18 protein-coding genes and 1 pseudogene are annotated in these 19659 nt (G+C 64.5%); 9 read left to right on the forward strand and 10 right to left on the reverse strand.

Annotated features, from left to right (window positions below; all coding sequences use genetic code 11):
* Positions 1 to 48: 48 nt before the first annotated feature.
* Entirely contained in the window at positions 49 to 831 is a 783-nt protein-coding gene (locus IF690_RS23490) for a MipA/OmpV family protein (protein WP_202697572.1), read from the reverse strand.
* Positions 832 to 1061: 230 nt separating this feature from the next.
* Here IF690_RS23490 and IF690_RS23495 point away from each other — a divergent pair, with 230 nt between their 5' ends.
* The 6 genes from IF690_RS23495 to IF690_RS23520 are packed head-to-tail and all read left to right on the forward strand — an operon-like array spanning position 1062 to position 8363.
* Positions 1062 to 1781, forward strand: coding sequence for an MtnX-like HAD-IB family phosphatase (locus IF690_RS23495; protein ID WP_202697573.1), 720 nt, complete (start codon positions 1062 to 1064; stop codon positions 1779 to 1781).
* Positions 1774 to 3168, forward strand: a complete 1395-nt coding sequence (locus IF690_RS23500) for an aspartate aminotransferase family protein (protein ID WP_202697574.1) — start codon at positions 1774 to 1776, stop codon at positions 3166 to 3168. Before IF690_RS23495 ends, IF690_RS23500 begins: the two co-directional genes overlap by 8 nt.
* Positions 3165 to 4046, forward strand: coding sequence for an alpha/beta hydrolase (locus IF690_RS23505; RefSeq protein ID WP_202697575.1), 882 nt, complete (start codon positions 3165 to 3167; stop codon positions 4044 to 4046). Before IF690_RS23500 ends, IF690_RS23505 begins: the two co-directional genes overlap by 4 nt.
* 14 nt (positions 4047 to 4060) lie before the next feature.
* Positions 4061 to 5188 carry a GNAT family N-acetyltransferase gene (locus tag IF690_RS23510; protein WP_202697576.1) on the forward strand — a complete coding sequence of 376 codons (1128 nt, stop codon included), beginning with the start codon at positions 4061 to 4063 and terminating at the stop codon, positions 5186 to 5188.
* A complete protein-coding gene (locus tag IF690_RS23515) occupies positions 5185 to 6969 on the forward strand; it encodes a sensor histidine kinase (protein WP_202697577.1) in 1785 nt (594 codons plus the stop codon). Before IF690_RS23510 ends, IF690_RS23515 begins: the two co-directional genes overlap by 4 nt.
* Complete coding sequence (locus IF690_RS23520) at positions 6966 to 8363, forward strand: sigma-54-dependent transcriptional regulator (RefSeq protein ID WP_202697578.1); 1398 nt, start codon at positions 6966 to 6968, stop codon at positions 8361 to 8363. The genes IF690_RS23515 and IF690_RS23520 overlap by 4 nt, the downstream gene beginning before the upstream one ends.
* A 17-nt stretch (positions 8364 to 8380) precedes the next feature.
* Here IF690_RS23520 and IF690_RS23525 read toward each other — a convergent pair whose 3' ends face one another.
* From IF690_RS23525 to metE, 4 genes are all read right to left on the reverse strand, one after another.
* Positions 8381 to 9289 (reverse strand): hypothetical protein, encoded by a 909-nt coding sequence (locus tag IF690_RS23525; protein ID WP_202697579.1) that lies wholly within the window; start codon positions 9287 to 9289, stop codon positions 8381 to 8383.
* Positions 9286 to 9981, reverse strand: coding sequence for a hypothetical protein (locus tag IF690_RS23530; RefSeq protein ID WP_202697580.1), 696 nt, complete (start codon positions 9979 to 9981; stop codon positions 9286 to 9288). The genes IF690_RS23525 and IF690_RS23530 overlap by 4 nt, the downstream gene beginning before the upstream one ends.
* Positions 9982 to 10231: 250 nt before the next feature.
* Complete coding sequence (locus IF690_RS23535) at positions 10232 to 11266, reverse strand: alpha/beta fold hydrolase (RefSeq protein ID WP_202697581.1); 1035 nt, start codon at positions 11264 to 11266, stop codon at positions 10232 to 10234.
* Positions 11267 to 11673: 407 nt separating this feature from the next.
* The gene (metE, locus tag IF690_RS23540) at positions 11674 to 13986 is read right to left on the reverse strand and encodes a 5-methyltetrahydropteroyltriglutamate--homocysteine S-methyltransferase (RefSeq protein ID WP_202697582.1); all 2313 of its coding nucleotides are present in this window, start codon (positions 13984 to 13986) and stop codon (positions 11674 to 11676) included.
* Between the two features lie 108 nt (positions 13987 to 14094).
* On the opposite strand from metE, the gene metR reads away from it, so the two are divergent.
* On the forward strand, positions 14095 to 15012 hold the full coding sequence (gene metR / locus IF690_RS23545) for a transcriptional regulator MetR (RefSeq protein WP_023967077.1): 918 nt from the start codon (positions 14095 to 14097) through the stop codon (positions 15010 to 15012).
* Positions 15013 to 15044: 32 nt separating this feature from the next.
* Here metR and IF690_RS23550 read toward each other — a convergent pair whose 3' ends face one another.
* The 5 genes from IF690_RS23550 to IF690_RS23570 form a co-directional block, all read right to left on the reverse strand.
* Entirely contained in the window at positions 15045 to 15554 is a 510-nt protein-coding gene (locus IF690_RS23550) for a GNAT family N-acetyltransferase (protein ID WP_202697583.1), read from the reverse strand.
* Between the two features lie 2 nt (positions 15555 to 15556).
* Positions 15557 to 15922: a nuclear transport factor 2 family protein gene (locus IF690_RS23555; RefSeq protein WP_202697584.1), complete on the reverse strand. Its 366-nt coding sequence runs from the start codon at positions 15920 to 15922 to the stop codon at positions 15557 to 15559.
* A 15-nt stretch (positions 15923 to 15937) separates the two neighbouring features.
* Positions 15938 to 16576 carry a LysE family translocator gene (locus tag IF690_RS23560; RefSeq protein WP_009050586.1) on the reverse strand — a complete coding sequence of 213 codons (639 nt, stop codon included), beginning with the start codon at positions 16574 to 16576 and terminating at the stop codon, positions 15938 to 15940.
* 27 nt (positions 16577 to 16603) lie between these two features.
* Positions 16604 to 17038: an NUDIX hydrolase gene (locus IF690_RS23565; RefSeq protein ID WP_202697585.1), complete on the reverse strand. Its 435-nt coding sequence runs from the start codon at positions 17036 to 17038 to the stop codon at positions 16604 to 16606.
* Between the two features lie 236 nt (positions 17039 to 17274).
* The gene (locus IF690_RS23570) at positions 17275 to 17547 is read right to left on the reverse strand and encodes a type B 50S ribosomal protein L31 (protein WP_202697586.1); all 273 of its coding nucleotides are present in this window, start codon (positions 17545 to 17547) and stop codon (positions 17275 to 17277) included.
* A 185-nt stretch (positions 17548 to 17732) separates the two neighbouring features.
* Here IF690_RS23570 and IF690_RS23575 point away from each other — a divergent pair.
* Positions 17733 to 17903, forward strand: a pseudogene (locus tag IF690_RS23575) (response regulator transcription factor); the annotation flags it as partial.
* Between the two features lie 122 nt (positions 17904 to 18025).
* Complete coding sequence (locus IF690_RS23580; protein ID WP_202697587.1) at positions 18026 to 19645, forward strand: FMN-binding glutamate synthase family protein; 1620 nt, start codon at positions 18026 to 18028, stop codon at positions 19643 to 19645.
* Positions 19646 to 19659: the final 14 nt, after the last annotated feature.

A 19659-nucleotide genomic window follows, 5' to 3' on the forward strand; every position in this document is an offset into this window, starting at 1 on the left:
CAGCCTGCGGCAGCGGCTACAGGGGCGACGGATTCAACAGGGCCGGCCTCAGAACTGGTAGCTGAGGGCGGTCTGGACCTGGCCCTGATTCACTTCGCCGCGCTCGCGCACCAGGCTGCTGTCGGCCGCCGAGCCCGTCAGGTGAATCCAGCTGGCGCTGGTCATCCACGACCAGTTGCCGCCCAGGGGCACCTGCAGGTTCTGGGTCAGGGTCAGGTTCTGCAAACCGCCGCCGGCGCTGTAGCGGCCGATGCCCGTGGCCTGGGCCTCGGCGTCGCTGATGCCAAAGAAGGTCTGGGTCTGCCGGGCATCGGCGAAATGCGCGGTGAGGTTGTTGCTGCCGATGATCCCCAGGCCCAGGGGATAACCGATTTCGCCGCCGACCTTGCCCAACAGGCCGCCCTGGCCCTCGCCCGCGGCCACCGCGCTGCCGAGGGCGGCGAACAGGCGCCAGAATTCGTCCGGCGCGTACTGGATGTAGCCGCCGACATCGGCCATGTTCGGCACGTCCCGCAGGCCGCGCAGCGAGCCGTTGGCGTTGCGTCCCGGCAAATAGTTGATATAGGGCCCGGCGCTGAAACCATTGCCCTTGAAGGCATCCCAGGTCAGGCCGTCGTCGGTGTCGAGGCTGACGTCGCCCCACTCCAGATCGACATAGGGCAAGGGCACGGTGTCATGCCGGCTGCCGCTGGGGTCATGGGGTTGGTAGCCGATGCCCAGGCCCAGCGAACCGCCCAATCCATCCTGGCCCCCCTCCTCGGCGAAAGCCCCGCAGGCAGCCCCTAGCGACAGCAGGACGGCAAGCAGGGCGGAGCGTGTGAAGCTGAACATGGCGCGGGTTTCCTGGCGTGAAGATGCGCGCATCAATCACCACCCCGCCCCCTCCCTGCAAGCACTGATGTTGTTTGTAGCGAGCTACAAAATTTGTAGCTCCAGCTACCCCAGCAAACGCCTTTTTCCTGCGCAGAGCCCGGCCCGCCTGGGCCGAAGGCAGTTGGCACAGTCCCTGCTCCAGTGCCTGGCATGCGCAAAGTGCGCTCCTCTCCAACAGGTAACTGCAGATGATGCACTGGCATATCGTGTGTGACTTCGACGGGACCATCACCCGCACCGACGTGATCGACAACGTCCTCCAACGCTTCGCCGACCCGAGCTGGGAAGACATCGAGCAACAATGGCTGGACGGCCATATCGGCTCCCGGGAATGCCTCAGCCGCCAGCTGGCGCTGGTCAAGGCCTCGCCCGCCGAACTGCTGGCCTGCTTCGACAGCGTCGAGATCGATCCCGACTTCCCCGACTTCGTCGATCACGTGATCGGCCTGGGCGCTTCCCTGGAAGTGGTCAGCGACGGCATCGAGCAAGGCATCGCGCGGATCCTCGCGCGCCACTACGTGAGCCTGCTGCCGATCCTCGCCAACCGCCTGCGCCAGGTCGACCAGCGCAGCTGGCGCATCGACTTCCCGCACGCCAGCGACGCCTGCCGCGCCGCATCCGGCAACTGCAAATGCAAATCCACGCCCAAGGGCAAGCGGGTGCTGGTGATCGGCGACGGCCAGTCCGACCTGTGCGTGGCCGCCAGCGCCGACTTCGTGTTCGCCAAGGGCCGCCTGGCCGAGTACTGCCAAGGCAACGCCATCCCCCACGCGACATTCGACTCCTTCGCCGAACTGCCGGCACTGCTGGCCCTGCTGCCCAACGAGGCGGCCAACGCCGGCGCCTTCGCCCTCGACAACACCACCGAACATTGCGTCCCCACTCAGGAACTCTTCCACCATGTCTGACATTCGTATCGCGACCGCAGAAGACCAGGTGCTTCTGGAAAAAGAAGCCAAGTACTGCTCCTACGGCGACACCGTCCACTACATCGAACCGCCACGGATCTTCAGCCGCTGCGAGGGCTCCTACGTCTGGGACACCAGCGACCAGGCCTACCTCGACCTGCAGATGTGGTACTCGGCGGTGAACTTCGGTTATGCCAACCCGCGCCTGAACAATGCCCTCAAGCAACAGATCGACAGCCTGCCGCAGATCGCCAGCCAGTACCTGCACAAGGGCAAGATCGAGCTCTCGGAAAGGATCGCGGTGGATGCCAAGAAGAAGTTCGGCCTCGACGGCCGCGTGCACTTCAATGTCGGCGGCTCGCAGTCCATCGAGGACTCGCTGAAAGTCGTGCGCAACGCCACAAATGGCAAGAGCCTGATGTTTGCCTTCGAGGGCGGCTACCACGGCCGTACCCTCGGCGCTTCGTCGATCACCTCCAGCTACCGCTACCGTCGCCGCTACGGCCACTTTGGCGAGCGCGCCCACTTCATTCCTTTCCCCTACCACTTCCGCGGCCCCAGGGGCATGACCAAGGAAGAGTACGGCAGCCACTGCGTACAGCAGTTCGCCCGGTTGTTCGAGACTGAATACAACGGCGTGTGGGACCCGAAAGTCGGCCAGAGCGAATACGCCGCCTTCTACGTCGAGCCGATCCAGGGCACCGGTGGCTACGTGATCCCACCGATGAACTTCTACAGCGAGCTCAAGCATGTGCTCGACCAGCACGGCATCCTGATGGTGGTCGACGAGATCCAGATGGGCTTCTACCGCACCGGCAAGCTGTGGTCGATCGAGCACTTCGACGTCAAGCCGGACGTGATCGTCTTCGGCAAGGCCCTGACCAACGGCCTCAACCCCCTGGGCGGCATCTGGGCCCGCGAAGAGCTGATCAACCCCAAGGTGTTCCCGCCGGGTTCGACTCACTCCACCTTCGCCTCCAACCCGCTGGGCACCGCGGTGGGCCTGGAGATGTTCAAGATGACCAGCGAGATCGACTACGGCGCGATGGTCATGGACAAGGGCAAGTACTTCCTGGAAGGCCTCAAGGACCTGCAAAAGCGCTACCCGATCATCGGCGACGTCGACGGCCTGGGCCTGGCGCTGCGCTGCGAGATCTGCACCCGCGACGGTTTCACCCCGGACAAGGCGACCCTGGACTACATGGTCGAGGAAGGCATGAAGGGCGACATCGAGATCAATGGCCAGCGCCTGGGGTTGATTCTCGATGTCGGCGGCTACTACAAGAACGTCATCACCCTGGCCCCCTCGCTGGAAATCAGCTACGCGGAGATCGACCTCGGCATCGCCCTGCTCGACCGTCTGCTGGACCGGGCCATGAAACGATGACAGCGCAGATCGATCCGGGCGCAGGCATCGACCTGGGCCAAGGCGATGCCGGCTTCGTCCTCGGCAATGGCGAGGTCGCGGTGTTGTTGATCCACGGCCTCACCGGCACCCCGACGGAACTGCGTCGGGTGGCCGCCGGCCTGGCCGAGGCCGGTTGCACGGTGTACGTGCCGACCCTGGCCGGGCATTGCGGCAACAACGCCGACCTGCAGGCCACCGGCTGGCAGGACTGGTACGAGGGCGTGCGCCGGACCTTCGTCGGCATCCGCCGCCAGCACCGCCAGGTGTTCGTCGGCGGCCTGTCCATGGGCGCGGTCATGTCCATGTACCTGGCCTCGGAACACCCGGGGCAGGTCAGCGGCCTGCTGCTGTATTCGACCACCCTCAAGTACGACGGCTGGAGCATCAACAAACTGGCATTCCTCACCCCGCTGCTGATGAGGATTCCGTTCGGCGTGCACATCTGCAGCTTTGAGGAGAAGCCGCCCTACGGCATCAAGAACAAGCGCCTGCGGGCGGTGGTCGAGCGGCAGATGAAGGCCGGCGAAAGCAGCAGCGCCGGCCTGCTGACCATGGAAGGGGTGACCGTGCGCGAGCTGCACCGGATGAACGCGGTGGTGAAAAAACGCATGCCGTCGATCACCACTCCGGCCCTGGTGCTGCACTCCATCGAGGACGACATCACCAGCCGCTGGAACGCCGACTATGTCGAGCGCAAGCTCGGCGGCCCGGTGGTCAAGGTGCTGCTCGACAACTGCTACCACATGATCACCGTCGACCTGCAGTACCGCCGGGTGGTGGAGCTGAGCGCGGACTTCATCGAACGCCAGGCGGGCCCTCGGCCCGTGGTGCACGAAGACCTGCGCCAGTTCGCCTGACTCAAGGACCGCACGTGATCACCAGCCAAGTTTTTTCGAGCATCCAGGCCATCGACCGCGGCGCCTGGAACGACTGTTTTCCCGGAGCCCTGGAGGATTGGGACTATTACCTGGCGGTGCAGAACGCCGGCATCGAGGACTTCACCTGGCGCTACCTGGCGGTATTCGAAGACGGGGCGCTGGTGGCCGCCGCCCCGGCCTTCATCACCCGCTACCGCCTGGACACCACCGTCTCGGGCCCGGCCAAGCGCCTGAGCGAACGCCTGCAACGCTGGTGGCCGGGGCTGCTGCAACTGCCGCTGTACGCCATCGGTTCGCCGGTGGCCGAACAGTGCCACGCCGGCACTGCCAGCCATATCCCCGCCGTGCGCCGCCAGGCCCTGCTCGGGCAGCTACTGCACCTGGCCCGGCGCGACGCCGACGCCCAGGGCATCGGCCTGTTGGCGGTCAAGGATGCCGCCCGCCAGGATCGGCAATGGGCCGCCAGCTGCCAGGCGTTCGGCCTGCAAGCCATGCCCAGTTTGCCCAGCGCCTTGCTGCCGGTGCCCTTCGGCTCGCTGGATGCCTACCTCGGCACCCTGGGCAAGTCCACGCGCAAGGACCTGCGCCGCAAGTTGCGCGCATCCGGGCCGCGGATCGAATGGCGACGCAACATCGACGACGTCCTGCCCGAGGTCATGCGCCTGTATGAAGCCACGCTGCGGCGCAGCGACCTGCAATTCGAACGCTTACCCGCGCCTTACTTCACCGGTATCCTCCAGCACTTGGGGGAACGGGCTGCCTGCGTGCTGTACTGGGTCGACCAACAACTGGTGGCCTTCAACCTGGTGCTGCTGGACGAGCAGCGGCTGATCGACAAATTCTTCGCCCACGACCTGGAGATCAGTCGTGAGCACAACCTGTATTTGCGCAGTTGGATGGCCAATGTCGACTACTGTATCCAGCACCGGATCGCGCTGTACGAATGCGGCCAGGCCGGTTATGCCAGCAAGCTGCGCCTGGGCTGTAGCTTCACCGGCAACAGCCTGTTCTTCCAGCATCGCAACCCGCTGCTCGACACCCTGCTCAAAGGGCTGAAATATGTTCTCCGGCCGGATCGCTCCGACCCCGCCACGGCCGCTGCACTAAGCGAAAGTTCATGACCAGAAAAGACCGCCACACCCCTCGCCCTTTCGCCATCTCCCGCTGGAGCCTGCAGCGCAAGCTGGTGCTGGCGTTCTGGATGGTCAGCGTGATCCCCACGATGATCGCCGCCGAGCTGGCGTCCACCACCCTGTCGCAGATCTTCGACAGCAACGTGCGCATCTGGCTGCAGGAGTCGACCAAGATCGTCGAGGACGAAATCACCGAGACCCTGCGCGACAACGCGCGCATCGCCCAGTTGTTCCTGCGCTATACCAAGCCGCCCACCGACCGTAACGCAGCCAGGCACGACAAGCTCACCGCCGACATCGCCGACTCCATGGGCATCGACGTGGTGGCGCTGATCCGCAAACGCGACCACCAGGTGGTATTCAGCACCGCCGCCGACGATATCGTCGGGCAGATCAGCCTGGCCCACAACGCGGTGCTGCAGACCCTGCAGGTCGGCGGCGTGGCCACCGGCGCAGTGGTCTCGACCTTCCAGACCACCCTCGACGGCATCGACTACCAGTTGCTGATCGCCACCTACCTGGACGCCAGCTTCCTCACCAGCGTGGCCGACGTGCATTCCCTCGACCTGCGGCTGTACCTGGCCAAGGCCAACGACTTCGCCGAGATCTTCGCCACCCAGCGTTTCGAGGACCACCCGACCCAGGTGCCGGAAAAGATCGAGAACATCCTGCGCGACACCCGCCAACCCACGGAGCAGTTCACCAGCCGCTACAGCGGGCTGTACCGGCCGATCTTCAACGACAGCGGCGAACTGGTGGGGGTGATTTTCAGCGGCCTGCTGCGCCACAGCAGCCTGGTGGGGCTGGTCAACCAGAGCAACCTGTTCATCCTGATCTTCCTGCTCAGCTCGGCGGCGTCGCTGGCCGTCGGCTGGCTGGTGTCGAAACGCCTGACCATGCCCTTGCGCGGCTTGTCCAAGGGAGTCCAGGCGGTGATCGCCGGCGACTACCGGCAACGAGTGCCGGTGATTGGCGGCGACGAGCTGGCGGAGCTGAGCAGCACCTTCAACCACATGAGCGAACGCCTGGGCGAACTGCAGCACCTGGAAGCCCAGCTGCGCCGCCGCGACCGCCTGCACGCCCTGGGCGAAGTGGCCATGGGCCTGGCCCACGAGATCCGCAACCCCCTGGGCATCATCAAGACCGCCACCCAACTGCTGCACCGCCGCGCGGACCTGCCCGAAGGCGACAAGCGCCACCTGGAATACGTGATCAGCGAAGTCAGCCGGATCAACGACCTGATCACCGACTTCCTCGACTTCGCCAAACCCAGCGCACCGATCCGCTCGACCCTGCTGGCGCGGCCGCTGGTGGAAGAGCTGATCGGCTTCTGCGAGCCGGAACTGGCCAGCCACAAGATCGACGCGCAGATCGACGACCAGGCGCCGGGCGCGACCCTGTACGCCGACGCGCGCCAGCTCAAGCAGGCCTGCCTGAACCTGATCCTCAACGCCATCGACGCCATGCCCGCGGGCGGGCGCCTGATCCTGGGCATCGCCCAGGACGCCGAGCACACCATCCTGCGGGTCACCGACACCGGCCAGGGCATCGAGCCGGACATGCTCGAACGCATCTTCACCCCCTTCGTCACCACCAAGGCCTCGGGCACCGGGCTGGGCCTGGCCAAGGTGTTCTCGATCATGGAAAACCATGACGGGCACATCGAATGCAGCAGCGAAATAGATGCCGGCGCCACCTTCAGCCTGTACATTCCGGCCAAGGGTGAGGACGACGAAGAGGATGAACATGAGCAAAAGGCCCAGCCATGACGCATAACCTGCTGGTGGTCGACGACGAGCCCAAACTCTGCGACCTGCTGTCCTCTGCGCTGAGCCAGGACGGCATCCAGGTGTTCACCGCCGGCAATGGCCTGCACGCGCTCAAGGTGCTGGAGCAGGAAGAGATCGACCTGGTGATCAGCGACTGGCGCATGCCCGGCATGGACGGCCCGCAACTGCTGGCCGAGGTCAAGCAGCGCTACCCGCAGATCCCGGTGATCGTCATGACCGCCTACAGCACGGTGAAAAACGCCGTGCAGTCGATGCGCAACGGCGCCTACGACTACATCGCCAAGCCCTTCGACATCGACGAGCTGGACATCACCGTCAGCAAGGCCCTGCAGTTTCGCGACATCCTCAAGGACAACCAGCGCATGCGCGCCGAGCTCGACGAGCACCGGCAGATCGACAGCCTGGTGGGCGACAGCCCGACCTTCCGCCGGGTCCTGCAAGCGGTGGACTCGGTGCGCGAAAGCAACGCCACCATCCTGCTGACCGGCGAAAGCGGCACCGGCAAGGAGATGGTCGCCCGGGCCATCCATCAGCACGGCAACCGCGCCAACAAGCCCTTTGTCGCGGTCAACTGCGCGGCGATCCCCGAAGGCCTGCTGGAAAGCGAAATGTTCGGCCACCGCAAGGGCGCCTTCACCGGCGCCGTGGCGGACCGGGTCGGACGCTTCCAGCAGGCGGACAAGGGCACGCTGTTTCTCGATGAAGTCGGCGACATGCCGCTGGCCCTGCAAGCGAAGATCCTGCGCGCCTTGCAGGAACGGGTGATCGAACCGGTGGGCGACCCGCGCGAGCGCAAGGTCGATGTGCGGGTGATCGCCGCCACCAACAAGAACCTGCTGGAGGCAGTGGCCAACAAGGAGTTTCGCGAAGACCTGTATTACCGCCTCAATGTCTTCCCGATCCCCCTGCCCGCCCTGCGCGAGCGGGTCGAGGATATCGCGCCCCTGGCCCGGCACTTCGCCCACACCCTGGGCGCCACCGCCGGCAAACGCATCAGCGGTTTCAGCCCGCAGGCCTTGCAGGCCATGGCCAACTACGCCTGGCCGGGCAATATCCGCGAACTGCAGAACTGCGTCGAACGCGCGACCATCGTCGCCTCGGGCACGGTGATCGAGGAAAGCGACCTGCCGGGCTATCTGTTCAGCTCGCCGCCGGTGAGCGCCGGGGCCAGCGCCCTGCCCGGCGACAGCCTCAGCGTGCCCAGCGACCTGGACGCGGCCCTGGCCGAAGTGGAGAAGGCCTACATCCTCGCCGCCCTGCAACAGAGCAACGGCGTGCAGGCCGCCGCCGCGCAGCTGATTGGCATTTCCGAACGCAGCTTCTGGTACCGCCTGAAGAAACTCGGGATCCAGGTCGACAAGATCGTCCGCTAAAGGCTCAGCACGGCGTTCTACTGCCCGTAGATTTTCTGCAACTGCGCTTCGGTAAGCGCATCCTCGAAGGCCACCGGTACTGACTTCACAGCGCCCTGCAGGTTACGGTAGCGCGAGTAACTGCCATTACCCGCCAACTGATAACCACGCTCGACCACCCGCTGGCCGTCCAGCACGTAACGCAGGGTTTCCTGGGCCGCCGGCCTCGACGCCGGCTGGCTCAGATCGGCCGCCAGAACACGCATCGACTCCCTGACACACTCGTCGAGCAAGGCCAGCACCTTATCCAGTTCCAGACCGCCGTCATCGATGCACTGTGCACCGCAGCGACGGAATGGCTGGCTGACCACTTCGATCCGGGTGCGGTACAGCGCCGAGCCCGCGATATCCTCGATCCGAACCTGATTGATCAGCACAAAACTGCCGCGATCGGGCCCCAGCATCAGCTTGGGCTCGACAAGCAAGCGGGCAGTGATTGCCCCTTCACCCTGCTTCAGGCCGGCGGCTTGTGAAGCCTCCTGATAGCGCTGTTGCAGGCGTGTCTGCAACGGCAGCCCACCGAGCAACGTGGCCATCGGCCGTGACTCGTTGTGCGCGGCCTGCTCGGCCTCGCGCTGCAAACTGCCGCTGCCCATTTGCGTATTGATCAGGCTGGCCACCAGCACCCCGGCCAGGCCGGCACTGGCCCCGGAGCTTTGCAGCAGGGTATTGCTGGCAGACGCAGCTCGGGTCGCGTCCTTGATATCGATCACCGTGCTGGCGCCGACGAAGTCCTGCTCGTTGAGCAGCACCTCGAGCTTGAGCCCATGCTTCTGCACATAGGGCAACGCCCCCTGATCCTTGAAGCCGGCCGGCGGCAGCGCTTTCTGCGCACAGCCACCTGATGCCAGCAACAACGCCAGGACGACAGTCAACCAGCCCTTCATTGCGAGAACGGCGTGATCATTTGCTGACGGCTGCTATCAATGGCCTGGTAGAAAGCGTTGGACAGGTTGGCGTAGTTCGGCTCATCCCATTCGCCCTGGGCCGCCTGCACTGCGGCGAACGGCTGGAACCACAGCAGTTTGTTGTCAGCCAGATCGACCACCATGCCCTGCCCACCCACCTGGGCCATCGGCACGCTGGTCGGGACGAGGCTGTAGTAGCTACGGGTGGCACCGGTTACAAAGACGTTCACCAGCAACAGGCGATCGACCCCATACATGGCTTTCATCGGAGTCATGTCCTTGGTCATGTAGCCTTCGCGGAACGAGATGTTTTTGTAATTCTTCAGGTCGATCTGGTCGATGATGCGCTTGGCCTTGTAGCCCTTGGCTTGCAACTTGGCCACGATCACGTCCGGCAGGGTGTCGAGGTCGCGCACTTCCCAGGTTTTGACGTTGTCGCTGAGCTTGCTGTTGACGCCCTTGTTGATAGCCACGTCCAGTAACCCCTGGCTACCCGTCAGCATGAGTTCGGGAGCAGGCAACACAGTGATGGCCACGCCGATAGTCGGCTCCTTGGCCCCCCAGAACTGCTGGTCCAGGGCAATCGGTTGCTGCACGTTGGCACAGCCGGTGAGTGCCAGGCAGGCCAGCAACGCCAGCACGCCCCAGGTATGCAAGATACGAAAACTCATGAATCAAGTCCCTATGAATTAAGAATGACGCTGCCTGTGTCGGCCGTCATTGCAAAAACCATAGTGGCACATTGATATATTTTTCTATTCTCCCCAGGTGCGGCCTGCCGTTCCAGCCAGCTGCTCGGCCACGGACCTGCAGGAGCGAAGCTTGCTCGCGATGGTCATCAACGATGACCCGATGCCTCTGAAGCAACGCGGTGCCTGTGGGTTCATCGCGAGCAAGCTCGCTCCTACAACAGGAGTCGATTTACAGGAGGTTCGGCACGGGCAGCGGATCTATCCGCGCCCAGTGCGACGTGTCTTCGCGATGGCTTTGCAGGTAGGGCAACACCGCCGCCAGCAATGGCGCCTTGAAGGCTTCCTGGAAACGATGGGCCAGGCCCGGGATCAGCTTCAATTGGCTGCCCTGGATATGCGCGGCCAGGTGTACGCCATGCATCACCGGCAGCAGCGGATCGGCGGTGCCATGCACCACCAGGGTCGGCACGCGCAGCTGGTTGAGCAGGGCCACCCGGCTCGGTTCGGCGAGGATCGCCATGATCTGGCGCTTCACCCCTTCCGGGTTGAAGGCACGGTCATAGGCCTGCGCCGCCTGGTGCAGCAGCGCCTGCCGATCGTCGGTGACCTGCGGGCTGCCGAGGGCGGCCAGCAGGTCGGCCTGTTGCTCCAGCGCCACCTCACGGTTCGGCGCGCCGCGCCGCGACAACAGCTGCACCAGCGCCGCGTTGGGCGCCGGCAGGCCTTCGGCGCCGGAACTGGTCATGATCAGGGTCAGGCTCTCGACCCGTTGCGGCGCCATGGCCGCCAGGTGCTGGGCGATCATCCCGCCCATGCTCGCGCCCAGCACATGGAACCGCTCGACCTGCAGGGCATTCATCAGGCCCAGGGCGTCGTCGGCCATGTCGGTCAGGCTGTAGGGCGCGGCCACCGGCAGGCCGAGCTTGTAGCGCAGCACCTCGAACGTCAGGTTGGCGCTGGCCGGCGCCTGGCGCCAGGTGGACAGGCCGACATCGCGATTGTCGTAACGGATCACCCGGAACCCCTGCTGGCACAGGGCAACGACCACCTCGTCCGGCCAGTGGATCAACTGCCCGCCCAGGCCCATCACTAACAGCAGGGCCGGATCGGAGGCACGGCCGATGCTCTGGTAGGCCAGGCTCACCTGCTCCAGTTCGACCCTCTGGGTCGCTACGTTGACATCACAGCGAGACGCCGCCTGAGACGGCAGGCCGAGCAGCAGCGCGGCCAGGAAAACAGTCGTTGAAAAAAATCTTGCCCACATGAAGAAACACCGAAACGCAGAAGCCCAGTAGAGCGCGAGTCTGATGAACTTTGATCGAGCGCGCTGCCACAGTTTCGTGACAGTTTGATGAAGATTGCCCAGTGGTCATAAAACCCTGTAGCCGCTGCCGCAGGCTGCGATCGGCCCGGAACGTAGCGATCTTGAATCCGCTGAAGGCCTTCGGCCTTATCGCAACCTGCGGCAGCGGCTACAAAAGCCCGCGTGCGCCAAATGCAACGGCCCCGACAGTGGCCCAGGTGTTCGTATTTTTATGGGCGACACAAACTTGTAGGAGCGCAGCTTGCTCGCGATGAGCCCAAAAACACCGCGCTGCCTCAGAAATACCGCGTCATCGTTGACGACCATCGCGAGCAAGCTCGCTCCTACAGGGGCGGATGTTGCCAGGATCAGGCCTGCTGGTTACGCAACTGACGGGCGGCGGCGACCATGTTGACCAGGGCGGCTTCGGTTTCCGGCCAGGCGCGGGTCTTCAGGCCGCAGTCCGGGTTGACCCACAAGCGCTCGGCGGGGATGCGCCGGACCGCCTTGCTCATCAGCTTGACCATCTCGGCGGTGTCCGGCACCCGCGGCGAGTGGATGTCATACACCCCCGGGCCGATATCGTTCGGGTAGTCGAAGGCTTCGAAAGCCTCCAGCAACTCCATGTCCGAACGCGACGTCTCGATGGTGATCACGTCGGCATCCATGGCCGCGATGGCCTGGATCACGTCGTTGAACTCGCTGTAGCACATGTGGGTGTGGATCTGGGTGTCGTCGCGCACCCCAGAGGCGGTCAGGCGGAACGCTTCCACCGCCCAGTCCAGGTACGGCTGCCAGTCCGCCCGGCGTAGCGGCAGCCCCTCGCGGAACGCCGCTTCGTCGATCTGCACGATCTTGATCCCGGCCCGCTCCAGGTCCACCACCTCATCGCGCAGGGCCAGCGCCAGTTGCCGGGCCTGCACCTCGCGGGACACGTCCTCGCGGGGGAAGGACCACATCAGCATGGTCACCGGTCCGGTGAGCATGCCCTTCATCACCTTGTCGGTCAGGCTCTGGGCGTAGCTGATCCAGTCCACGGTCATGGCGTGCGGGCGGCTCAGGTCGCCGTAGATCACCGCCGGTTTCACGCAGCGCGAACCGTAGCTCTGGACCCAGCCGAAGCGGGTGAACAGGTAGCCGTCCAGTTGCTCGGCGAAGTACTCGACCATGTCGTTGCGCTCGGCCTCGCCGTGCACCAGCACGTCCAGCCCCAGGCGCTCCTGGACCTGCACCGCGTGGCGGATTTCGCAGCGCATGGCGTCGGTGTAGTCGTTGTTCGACAGCTTGCCCTGCTTGAATGCCTGACGGGCCAGGCGGATCGATGCGGTCTGCGGGAACGAACCGATGGTGGTGGTCGGGAACACCGGCAGTTGCAAGCGAGCGTGCTGCCGGGCAATGCGTTGGGCAAAGGGCGAGTGACGCTGGCTGTCGGCGGCGCTGACCGCCTTGAGCCGCGCCTGGACCTCGGCCTTGTGGATGCGCGGCGATTGCGCGCGGCTGGCCTGCACCTGGCGGCTTTCGGCCAGGGCCGCTTGCACCGCCGGGGCCTGGGGATCGTTCAGGGCATCACGCAGCACCGAGATCTCGCCGCACTTCTGCACGGCGAAGGCCAGCCAGCTTTTCAGCTCGGCATCCAACTGGTCTTCCCGGGCCAGGTCCACCGGGCTGTGCAGCAGCGAGCAGGAGCTGCTGACCCACAGGTTGTCGCCAAAGCGTTCCTGCGCCGCTTGCAGTTGCTGCAGCGCCTGCTCCAGCTCGCAACGCCAGACGTTGCGGCCGTTGACCAGGCCTACAGACAGAATCTTGTAGGTCGGCAGGCGGTCGAGCACCTGGGTCAGTTGCTCCGGCGCCCGCACGGCGTCGATGTGCAGGCCGTCCACCGGCAGGCCCACGGCCAGCCCGAGGTTGTCCTGCAGGCCGCTGAAGTAGGTGGCCACCAGCTTTTTCAGCGGCGAGTACTGGAGGATGTGGTAGGCCCGCTCGAAGGCGCCCTTCCATGCCTGCGGCAGGTCGAGGGTCAGGATCGGTTCGTCGATCTGCACCCACTCCACGCCCTGGGCCTTGAGCCGGTTGAGGATGTCGCCGTAGACCGGCAGCAGGCGCTCCAGCAGCTCGAGCTTGTCGAAGTCGTTGCCCTTGGCCTTGCCCAGCCACAGGTAGGTCAGCGGACCGATGATCACTGGCTTGACCCGGTGGCCCAGGGCGTGGGCTTCGTCGACCTCGTCGAACAGCTGCTCCCAGCTCAGCTTGAACGACTGGTCGGCGCTGAACTCCGGGACCAGGTAGTGGTAGTTGGTGTCGAACCACTTGGTCAGTTCCTGGGCGTACTGGGTCTTGGCCTGATCGCCGCCACAGCAGCCAGTCGAGGCGCCGCGGGCCATGGCGAACAGGGTGTCGAGGGTCGGCCGGCCCTGGGCGTCCTTGCTGCTGTCGAAGCGCTCGGGAACCACGCCGAAGGTCAGCGAGTGAGTCAGCACCTGGTCGTACCAGGCGAAGTCGCCCACCGGCAGCAGGTCGATGCCGGTGTCCTTTTGCAACTGCCAGTGCCTGGCCCGCAACTGGCGTCCGACGTCTTGCAGCGCCTGCCGGTCGAGGTCGCCTTTCCAGTAGGCTTCAAGGGCTTTTTTCAGTTCGCGGTCGGCGCCGATGCGCGGAAAACCAAGGGTGTGGGCCAAGGCCATGGGTAGGTTCCTCCCTGTAATAGATGGCGCTATTGTCGACAGCCCAGCCAACATGAGACAAACTCAACCTTTTCGTGTTGATCACAAAATTTACTCATGGAGACCCTGGTGCTCGAAATCCGTCACCTGAAGACCCTGCACGCCCTGCGCGAAGCCGACAGCCTGGTCGAAGCCGCCGAACGCCTGCACCTGACCCAGTCCGCCCTGTCCCACCAGTTCAAGGAACTGGAAGAGCGCATGGGCATGCCGCTGTTCGTGCGCAAGACCAAGCCGGTGCGGTTCACCAGCGCCGGCCTGCGCCTGCTGCAACTGGCGGACGCCACCCTGCCGTTGCTGCGCGCCGCCGAACGGGATATTTCCCGCCTGGCCGGCGGCACCGCCGGGCGCCTGCACATGGCCATCGAATGCCACAGCTGCTTCCAGTGGCTGATGCCGACCATCGACCAGTTCCGCGACGCCTGGCCGGAAGTCGAGCTGGACCTGGCCTCGGGTTTCTCCTTCGCCCCGCTGCCGGCCCTGGCCCGCGGCGACCTGGACCTGGTGGTGACCTCCGACCCGGTGGAACTGGCGGGCATCACCTACGTGCCGCTGTTCACCTACGAAGCCATGCTGGCGGTGGCCAACCAGCATCGCCTGGCCAGCAAGCCCTACATCGTTGCGGAAGACCTGCTCAGCGAAACCCTGATCACCTACCCGGTGGAGCGCGACCGCCTGGATATCTTCACCCGCTTCCTGGAACCGGCCGACATCGAGCCGGCCCAGGTCCGCACCTCGGAGCTGACGGTGATGATGATGCAGTTGGTGGCCAGCGGCCGTGGCGTGTGCGGCATGCCCCATTGGGCGCTGCATGAATACAGCTCACGGGGTTATGTGAAGGCCAAGCGCCTGGGGGAAAAAGGCCTGTTCGCCACGCTGTACGCGGCGATCCGCGCCGACATGCTGGATGCGCCCTATATGCGCGACTTCCTGCTGACCGCCAAGGACACCTCGTTCTCGACCCTGGACGGGGTCAGCGCGGTACGTTGAAAAGCCGTGTCGGCCTGGAGGAACGGAGAAATTCAGAGCGGGGAGACGACTTCACGCCACAGGTGGAGCTTGTCGAAGTACTCGACGCCCACCCGCACCGCCAGCGGTTCCAGGCCGAACTGGACGAAACCGCAGCGCTGGTACAGCGCCAGGGCCGCATCGTTGCCGGCGGTGACGGTCAGTTGCACCAGCCGCACCCCGGGGTATTGGCGCGCCTCCTGCAGCAGCGCCTGGACCAGCCGGTAGCCCAGGCCGCCGTGGCGATAAGGCTGCGCCACATACAGGCCGAACAGCGTGGCCTTGTGCCGGGCTTTTTCCCGGACCTCGAATGCCAACCCGACGATGCCCACCAGTTCGCCGTCCTCGAAAGCCCCCAGCAACAGGTCCAGCGGGCTGCTCAGCCGCGACTCCCACCAACTCAGGGGCATCGCCGCGCGTTCGGCGACGCTGGAAGTAAAGGCCTGCGGATGACGCGCGTAGGCTTCGAGCATCAGTGCGCGGTAGGCCGCGGCATGACTGGCATCGAGGCGCTGGATGGACATGCTCAGTCGAGGGTCCTGGGCCCGGTGGTGAATGAGGCGGTCTTGATCCGCCCCGCTTCTACTTCATAGATCGCCACGGTTTCCAGGGTGCCGGGGCCTTCGGCGAACGTCCGGGTGACGATTTCATGGTCGATCACCACCTGGCCCATCACCGCTCGCGAAAGCAGCCTGGCATGCAGGTTCGGCTCCTGGAAACGCTCGACCGCGCGGATGCGGATCTCGGCGTGACCGCTGGCCAGCAGCGTTGCCGGATGCCCGTACTGGCGAGCGTCCTCGGCATAAGTCGCCAGCCAGGCCTCCAGGTCGCGCCGGTTATAGGCTTCAAGCTGGCGCTGGACCACAGCCTGCGCAGAAAAATCATCACTCATCTAATCGACTCCCAATCAAGCTGTCTGGCGTTGTTCCAGCAGCAGACGCACCGCCAGCCCGGCCAGCACGAAGCCCATGAAATAACGCTGGGTCGCCAGCCACAGCGGGTTATGCACGAACCAGGCGGCGATTCCCGAAGCGAACAGCGCGATCAGCAGGTTGACGCTGAAGCTCACGCTGATCTGGGTCAGGCCGAGGATGATGCTCTGGGTGAACACCGAACCGTGTTCCGGGCTGATGAACTGGGGAAAGACCGAGAGGTAGAACACCGCGATCTTCGGGTTCAGGGCGCTGGTGAGAAAGCCCATCAGGATCAGCTTGCGCGACGAGTCCGGCGGCAGCTGCTGCGCCTCGAACGGCGAACGCGCGCCCGGCTTCAGGGCCTGCCAGGCCAGCCACATCAGGTACAGGGCGCCGACCCACTTGAGCACTTCATAGGCCACCGGCACCGCCATGAAGACCGCGGTCAGGCCGATCGCCGCAGCGAACAGGTGGACAAAGAAACCGGCCACCACGCCGACCAGCGAGGTCACGCCTGCCCGGCGGCCCTGGCAGATCGAACGGGAGATCAGGTAGATCATGTTGGGGCCGGGGGTCAGCACCATCAGCAGGGCTGCGGCGATGAAGATCAACATGTCGTGAAGGGGAATCATGATGGGCAATCCTTTGTCCTTGGAAAATCAGGCCGAGGCCAGTTGCGAGGCGCGATAAAACGGCAAGATCAGGTCGCGTGTCAATGGGGCCAGGGTGAGCTCGTCACCGGCCTGCGGATCGATCCAGCAGACCTCTTCGATTTCCGCCGCGGGCCGGACCTCATCGGTGTCCAGATCGAGGCGAAACAACTCGGCCTCGACCACAAAACCCGGCTCGTTGGCCGCCGGGGCGGAAAAACGTCCCAGGTAACGGGCGTCGGCCGGTTCGATACGCAGCCCGAGTTCCTCTTCCAGTTCACGGGCCAGGGCCTGGGCCGGCAACTCGCTCGGCTCGATCTTGCCGCCCGGCTGCATGAAGGCCTGGGTGCCGCGCTTGCGCACCAGCAGGGTACGGCCGTCGGGGCCGATCAGCAGGGCTGCGGCGATACGGATTAGGGGGGATGTGGTGCTTGAAAGAGTCATGAAAAACCTGGATCGGTTACGCGAGGCGGCAAGGATCCCATGACTGGCGAGGCGTCGTCACGACACAGTCGGCCGCTGTTTTTTCAATACACCCGGCGCCTCGGGCGGCGGGACGAAGCGGCGCCGTTCAGGCCTTCCATGGGTAGGCCGCAATAAGCGAGGGGAATGATGGAAGGATCCAGCTCGCACCTGCAGGGATGCAGGAACGAGCAGGTGTGCGGCAAGGACCGGGACCCTCAAGCGTTGCCGCTCTTGCCGGACGAACCGAACGACGCGAAACGCTTGTTGAAGCCGGCGATCCGCCCTTCGGACTGGGTCTTGCGCTGCTGGCCGGTGTAGACCGGGTGCGAGGCGCTGGAGACGTCGAGGGTGACATAGGGATAGGTGTTGCCATCGCTGTGGCGCTGGGTGCGGTCGGTGTCCACGGTGGAGCCGATCAGGAAATACACGTCGGCGGCGGTGTCATGGAACAGCACGGTGCGGTAGGCGGGATGGATATTGGCTTTCATGGGAGTCTCCAGGGGATAGCTAAGGCCGAATTGCGTTATACAGTAACATTATTCAACCATGGAAACGAGAACCAGTTGCAATAAGGAAAGCTGTCAATCGTCTATCGCCCTCGGCAACGCCCGGCTCCAGGCGTTCACGCTTGCCCACGACGAGCCCCGGCGCCAGTATGCGCAACAGCAACCGCCGCGAACTGAAGGTCGGGCACCTGATGCTCAGCGGTTGCTCCAGCAAGGAAATCGCTCGTAAGCTGCAAATCTCTGCCGAAACCGTGAAAGCCCATAAGAAACAGATCTACGGCAAGCTGGGCATCAAGTCCCGGTCCGAACTGTTTTCGATTTTTCCAGGCGACGCCTGAAACTGCCATGGGCGCGCACCTGCGGCGCCACGGCCGTTCTCTACAACAACAAGATCGTTGGCCACACAAGAAGAATGAGTACCCAAAAACGAAATCTATAGAGTCCGAACCAAGGAAACCGTATGAGCCTGTCCCTCCTGAGCCGCTACGCCTTCTTTGCTGCCTGCGTGATTTTCACCCTCGCCAGCTTGCCCTTTCTCGAGCATGACTGGCTCTGGCCAATCACTCTGGTAACCGCCCTGCTCAGCCTGCTGGGCATTTTCGACCTGCTGCAAAGCCCCCACGCGGTGCGCCGCAACTACCCGATCCTGGGCAATATCCGCTACCTGGTGGAAGGCATCCGTCCGGAAATCCGCCAGTACCTGCTGGAGTCCGACAGCGACGCCCTGCCCTTCTCCCGGGCCCAGCGCTCGCTGGTCTATTCGCGGGCCAAGAACGAAAGCGCCGACAAGCCGTTCGGCACCCTGATCGACGTCTACCAGTCGGGTTTCGAATTCATCGGCCACTCCATGCGCCCGGCGCCCCTGAGCGACCCGAGCACCTTCCGCGTCACAGTCGGCGGCCCGCAGTGCAAGCAGCCCTACTCGGCCTCGGTGTTCAACATCTCGGCCATGAGTTTCGGCTCCCTCAGCGCCAACGCCATCCGCGCCCTCAACCAGGGCGCCAAGCTCGGCAACTTCGCCCATGACACCGGCGAAGGCAGCATCAGCCCCTATCACCGGGAGAACGGCGGCGACCTGACCTGGGAACTGGGCAGCGGCTATTTCGGTTGCCGCACCAGTGACGGCCGTTTCGACCCGGAGCGCTTCGCCGTGCAGGCGCAGAACCCGCAGGTGCGGATGATCGAAATCAAGATGAGCCAGGGCGCCAAGCCCGGCCACGGCGGCATCCTGCCCAAGCACAAGGTGACCCAGGAAATCGCCGACACCCGTGGCATCCGCATGGGCGAGGACTGCATCTCGCCATCGAGCCACAGCGCCTTTTCCACGCCGATCGAGATGATGCATTTCATCCAGCAACTGCGTGAGCTGTCCGGCGGCAAGCCCGTTGGCTTCAAGTTCTGCCTCGGCCACCCGTGGGAGTTCATGGGCATCGCCAAGGCCATGCTGGAAACCGGCATCCTCCCCGACTTCATCGTGGTCGACGGCAAGGAAGGCGGCACCGGCGCGGCACCGGTGGAGTTCACCGACCACATCGGCGCGCCGATGCGCGAAGGCCTGCTGTTCGTGCACAACACCCTGGTGGGCCTGAACCTGCGCGACAAGATCAAGCTCGGCGCCAGCGGCAAGATCGTCAGCGCCTTCGACATCGCCAGCGTGCTGGCCATCGGCGCCGACTGGGCCAACTCGGCGCGTGGTTTCATGTTCGCCATCGGCTGCATCCAGTCGCAAAGCTGCCACACCAACAAATGCCCGACCGGCGTCGCCACCCAGGACAACCTGCGCCAGCGGGCGCTGGTGGTGCCGGACAAGGCGCAACGGGTGTTCAGTTTCCACCGCAACACCCTCAAGGCCCTGGCCGAAATGCTTGCCGCCGCGGGTTTGAATCACCCGTCGCAACTGGAAGCCAAGCATCTGGTGCGACGCATGTCGGCCACCGAGATCAAGCTGTTCTCGCAGTTGCATGTGTTCCTCAAGCCCGGCGAACTGCTCACCGGCGCGGTCACCGGCGAGTTCTATTCGCGCATGTGGCAACTGGCGCGCGCCGACAGCTTCGAGCCCAACAGCGAAGCCGCGGCCTGACCCGCCACACTCGA

This window comes from Pseudomonas sp. SK3(2021) (assembly GCF_016772375.1).
Taxonomy (GTDB): Bacteria; Pseudomonadota; Gammaproteobacteria; order Pseudomonadales; family Pseudomonadaceae; genus Aquipseudomonas; species Aquipseudomonas chlororaphis_I.

Excerpts from the sequence above, each read along its gene's own strand:
- IF690_RS23490 (WP_202697572.1), bottom strand. The coding sequence starts at position 831 with ATGTTCAGCTTCACACGCTCCGCCCTGCTTGCCGTCCTGCTGTCGCTA.
- IF690_RS23495 (WP_202697573.1), top strand. The coding sequence starts at position 1,062 with ATGATGCACTGGCATATCGTGTGTGACTTCGACGGGACCATCACCCGC.
- IF690_RS23500 (WP_202697574.1), top strand. The coding sequence starts at position 1,774 with ATGTCTGACATTCGTATCGCGACCGCAGAAGACCAGGTGCTTCTGGAA.
- IF690_RS23505 (WP_202697575.1), top strand. The coding sequence starts at position 3,165 with ATGACAGCGCAGATCGATCCGGGCGCAGGCATCGACCTGGGCCAAGGC.
- IF690_RS23515 (WP_202697577.1), top strand. The coding sequence starts at position 5,185 with ATGACCAGAAAAGACCGCCACACCCCTCGCCCTTTCGCCATCTCCCGC.
- IF690_RS23520 (WP_202697578.1), top strand. The coding sequence starts at position 6,966 with ATGACGCATAACCTGCTGGTGGTCGACGACGAGCCCAAACTCTGCGAC.
- IF690_RS23525 (WP_202697579.1), bottom strand. The coding sequence starts at position 9,289 with ATGAAGGGCTGGTTGACTGTCGTCCTGGCGTTGTTGCTGGCATCAGGT.
- IF690_RS23530 (WP_202697580.1), bottom strand. The coding sequence starts at position 9,981 with ATGAGTTTTCGTATCTTGCATACCTGGGGCGTGCTGGCGTTGCTGGCC.
- IF690_RS23535 (WP_202697581.1), bottom strand. The coding sequence starts at position 11,266 with ATGTGGGCAAGATTTTTTTCAACGACTGTTTTCCTGGCCGCGCTGCTG.
- metE (WP_202697582.1), bottom strand. The coding sequence starts at position 13,986 with ATGGCCTTGGCCCACACCCTTGGTTTTCCGCGCATCGGCGCCGACCGC.
- IF690_RS23550 (WP_202697583.1), bottom strand. The coding sequence starts at position 15,554 with ATGTCCATCCAGCGCCTCGATGCCAGTCATGCCGCGGCCTACCGCGCA.
- IF690_RS23555 (WP_202697584.1), bottom strand. The coding sequence starts at position 15,922 with ATGAGTGATGATTTTTCTGCGCAGGCTGTGGTCCAGCGCCAGCTTGAA.
- IF690_RS23560 (WP_009050586.1), bottom strand. The coding sequence starts at position 16,576 with ATGATTCCCCTTCACGACATGTTGATCTTCATCGCCGCAGCCCTGCTG.
- IF690_RS23565 (WP_202697585.1), bottom strand. The coding sequence starts at position 17,038 with ATGACTCTTTCAAGCACCACATCCCCCCTAATCCGTATCGCCGCAGCC.
- IF690_RS23570 (WP_202697586.1), bottom strand. The coding sequence starts at position 17,547 with ATGAAAGCCAATATCCATCCCGCCTACCGCACCGTGCTGTTCCATGAC.
- IF690_RS23580 (WP_202697587.1), top strand. The coding sequence starts at position 18,026 with ATGAGCCTGTCCCTCCTGAGCCGCTACGCCTTCTTTGCTGCCTGCGTG.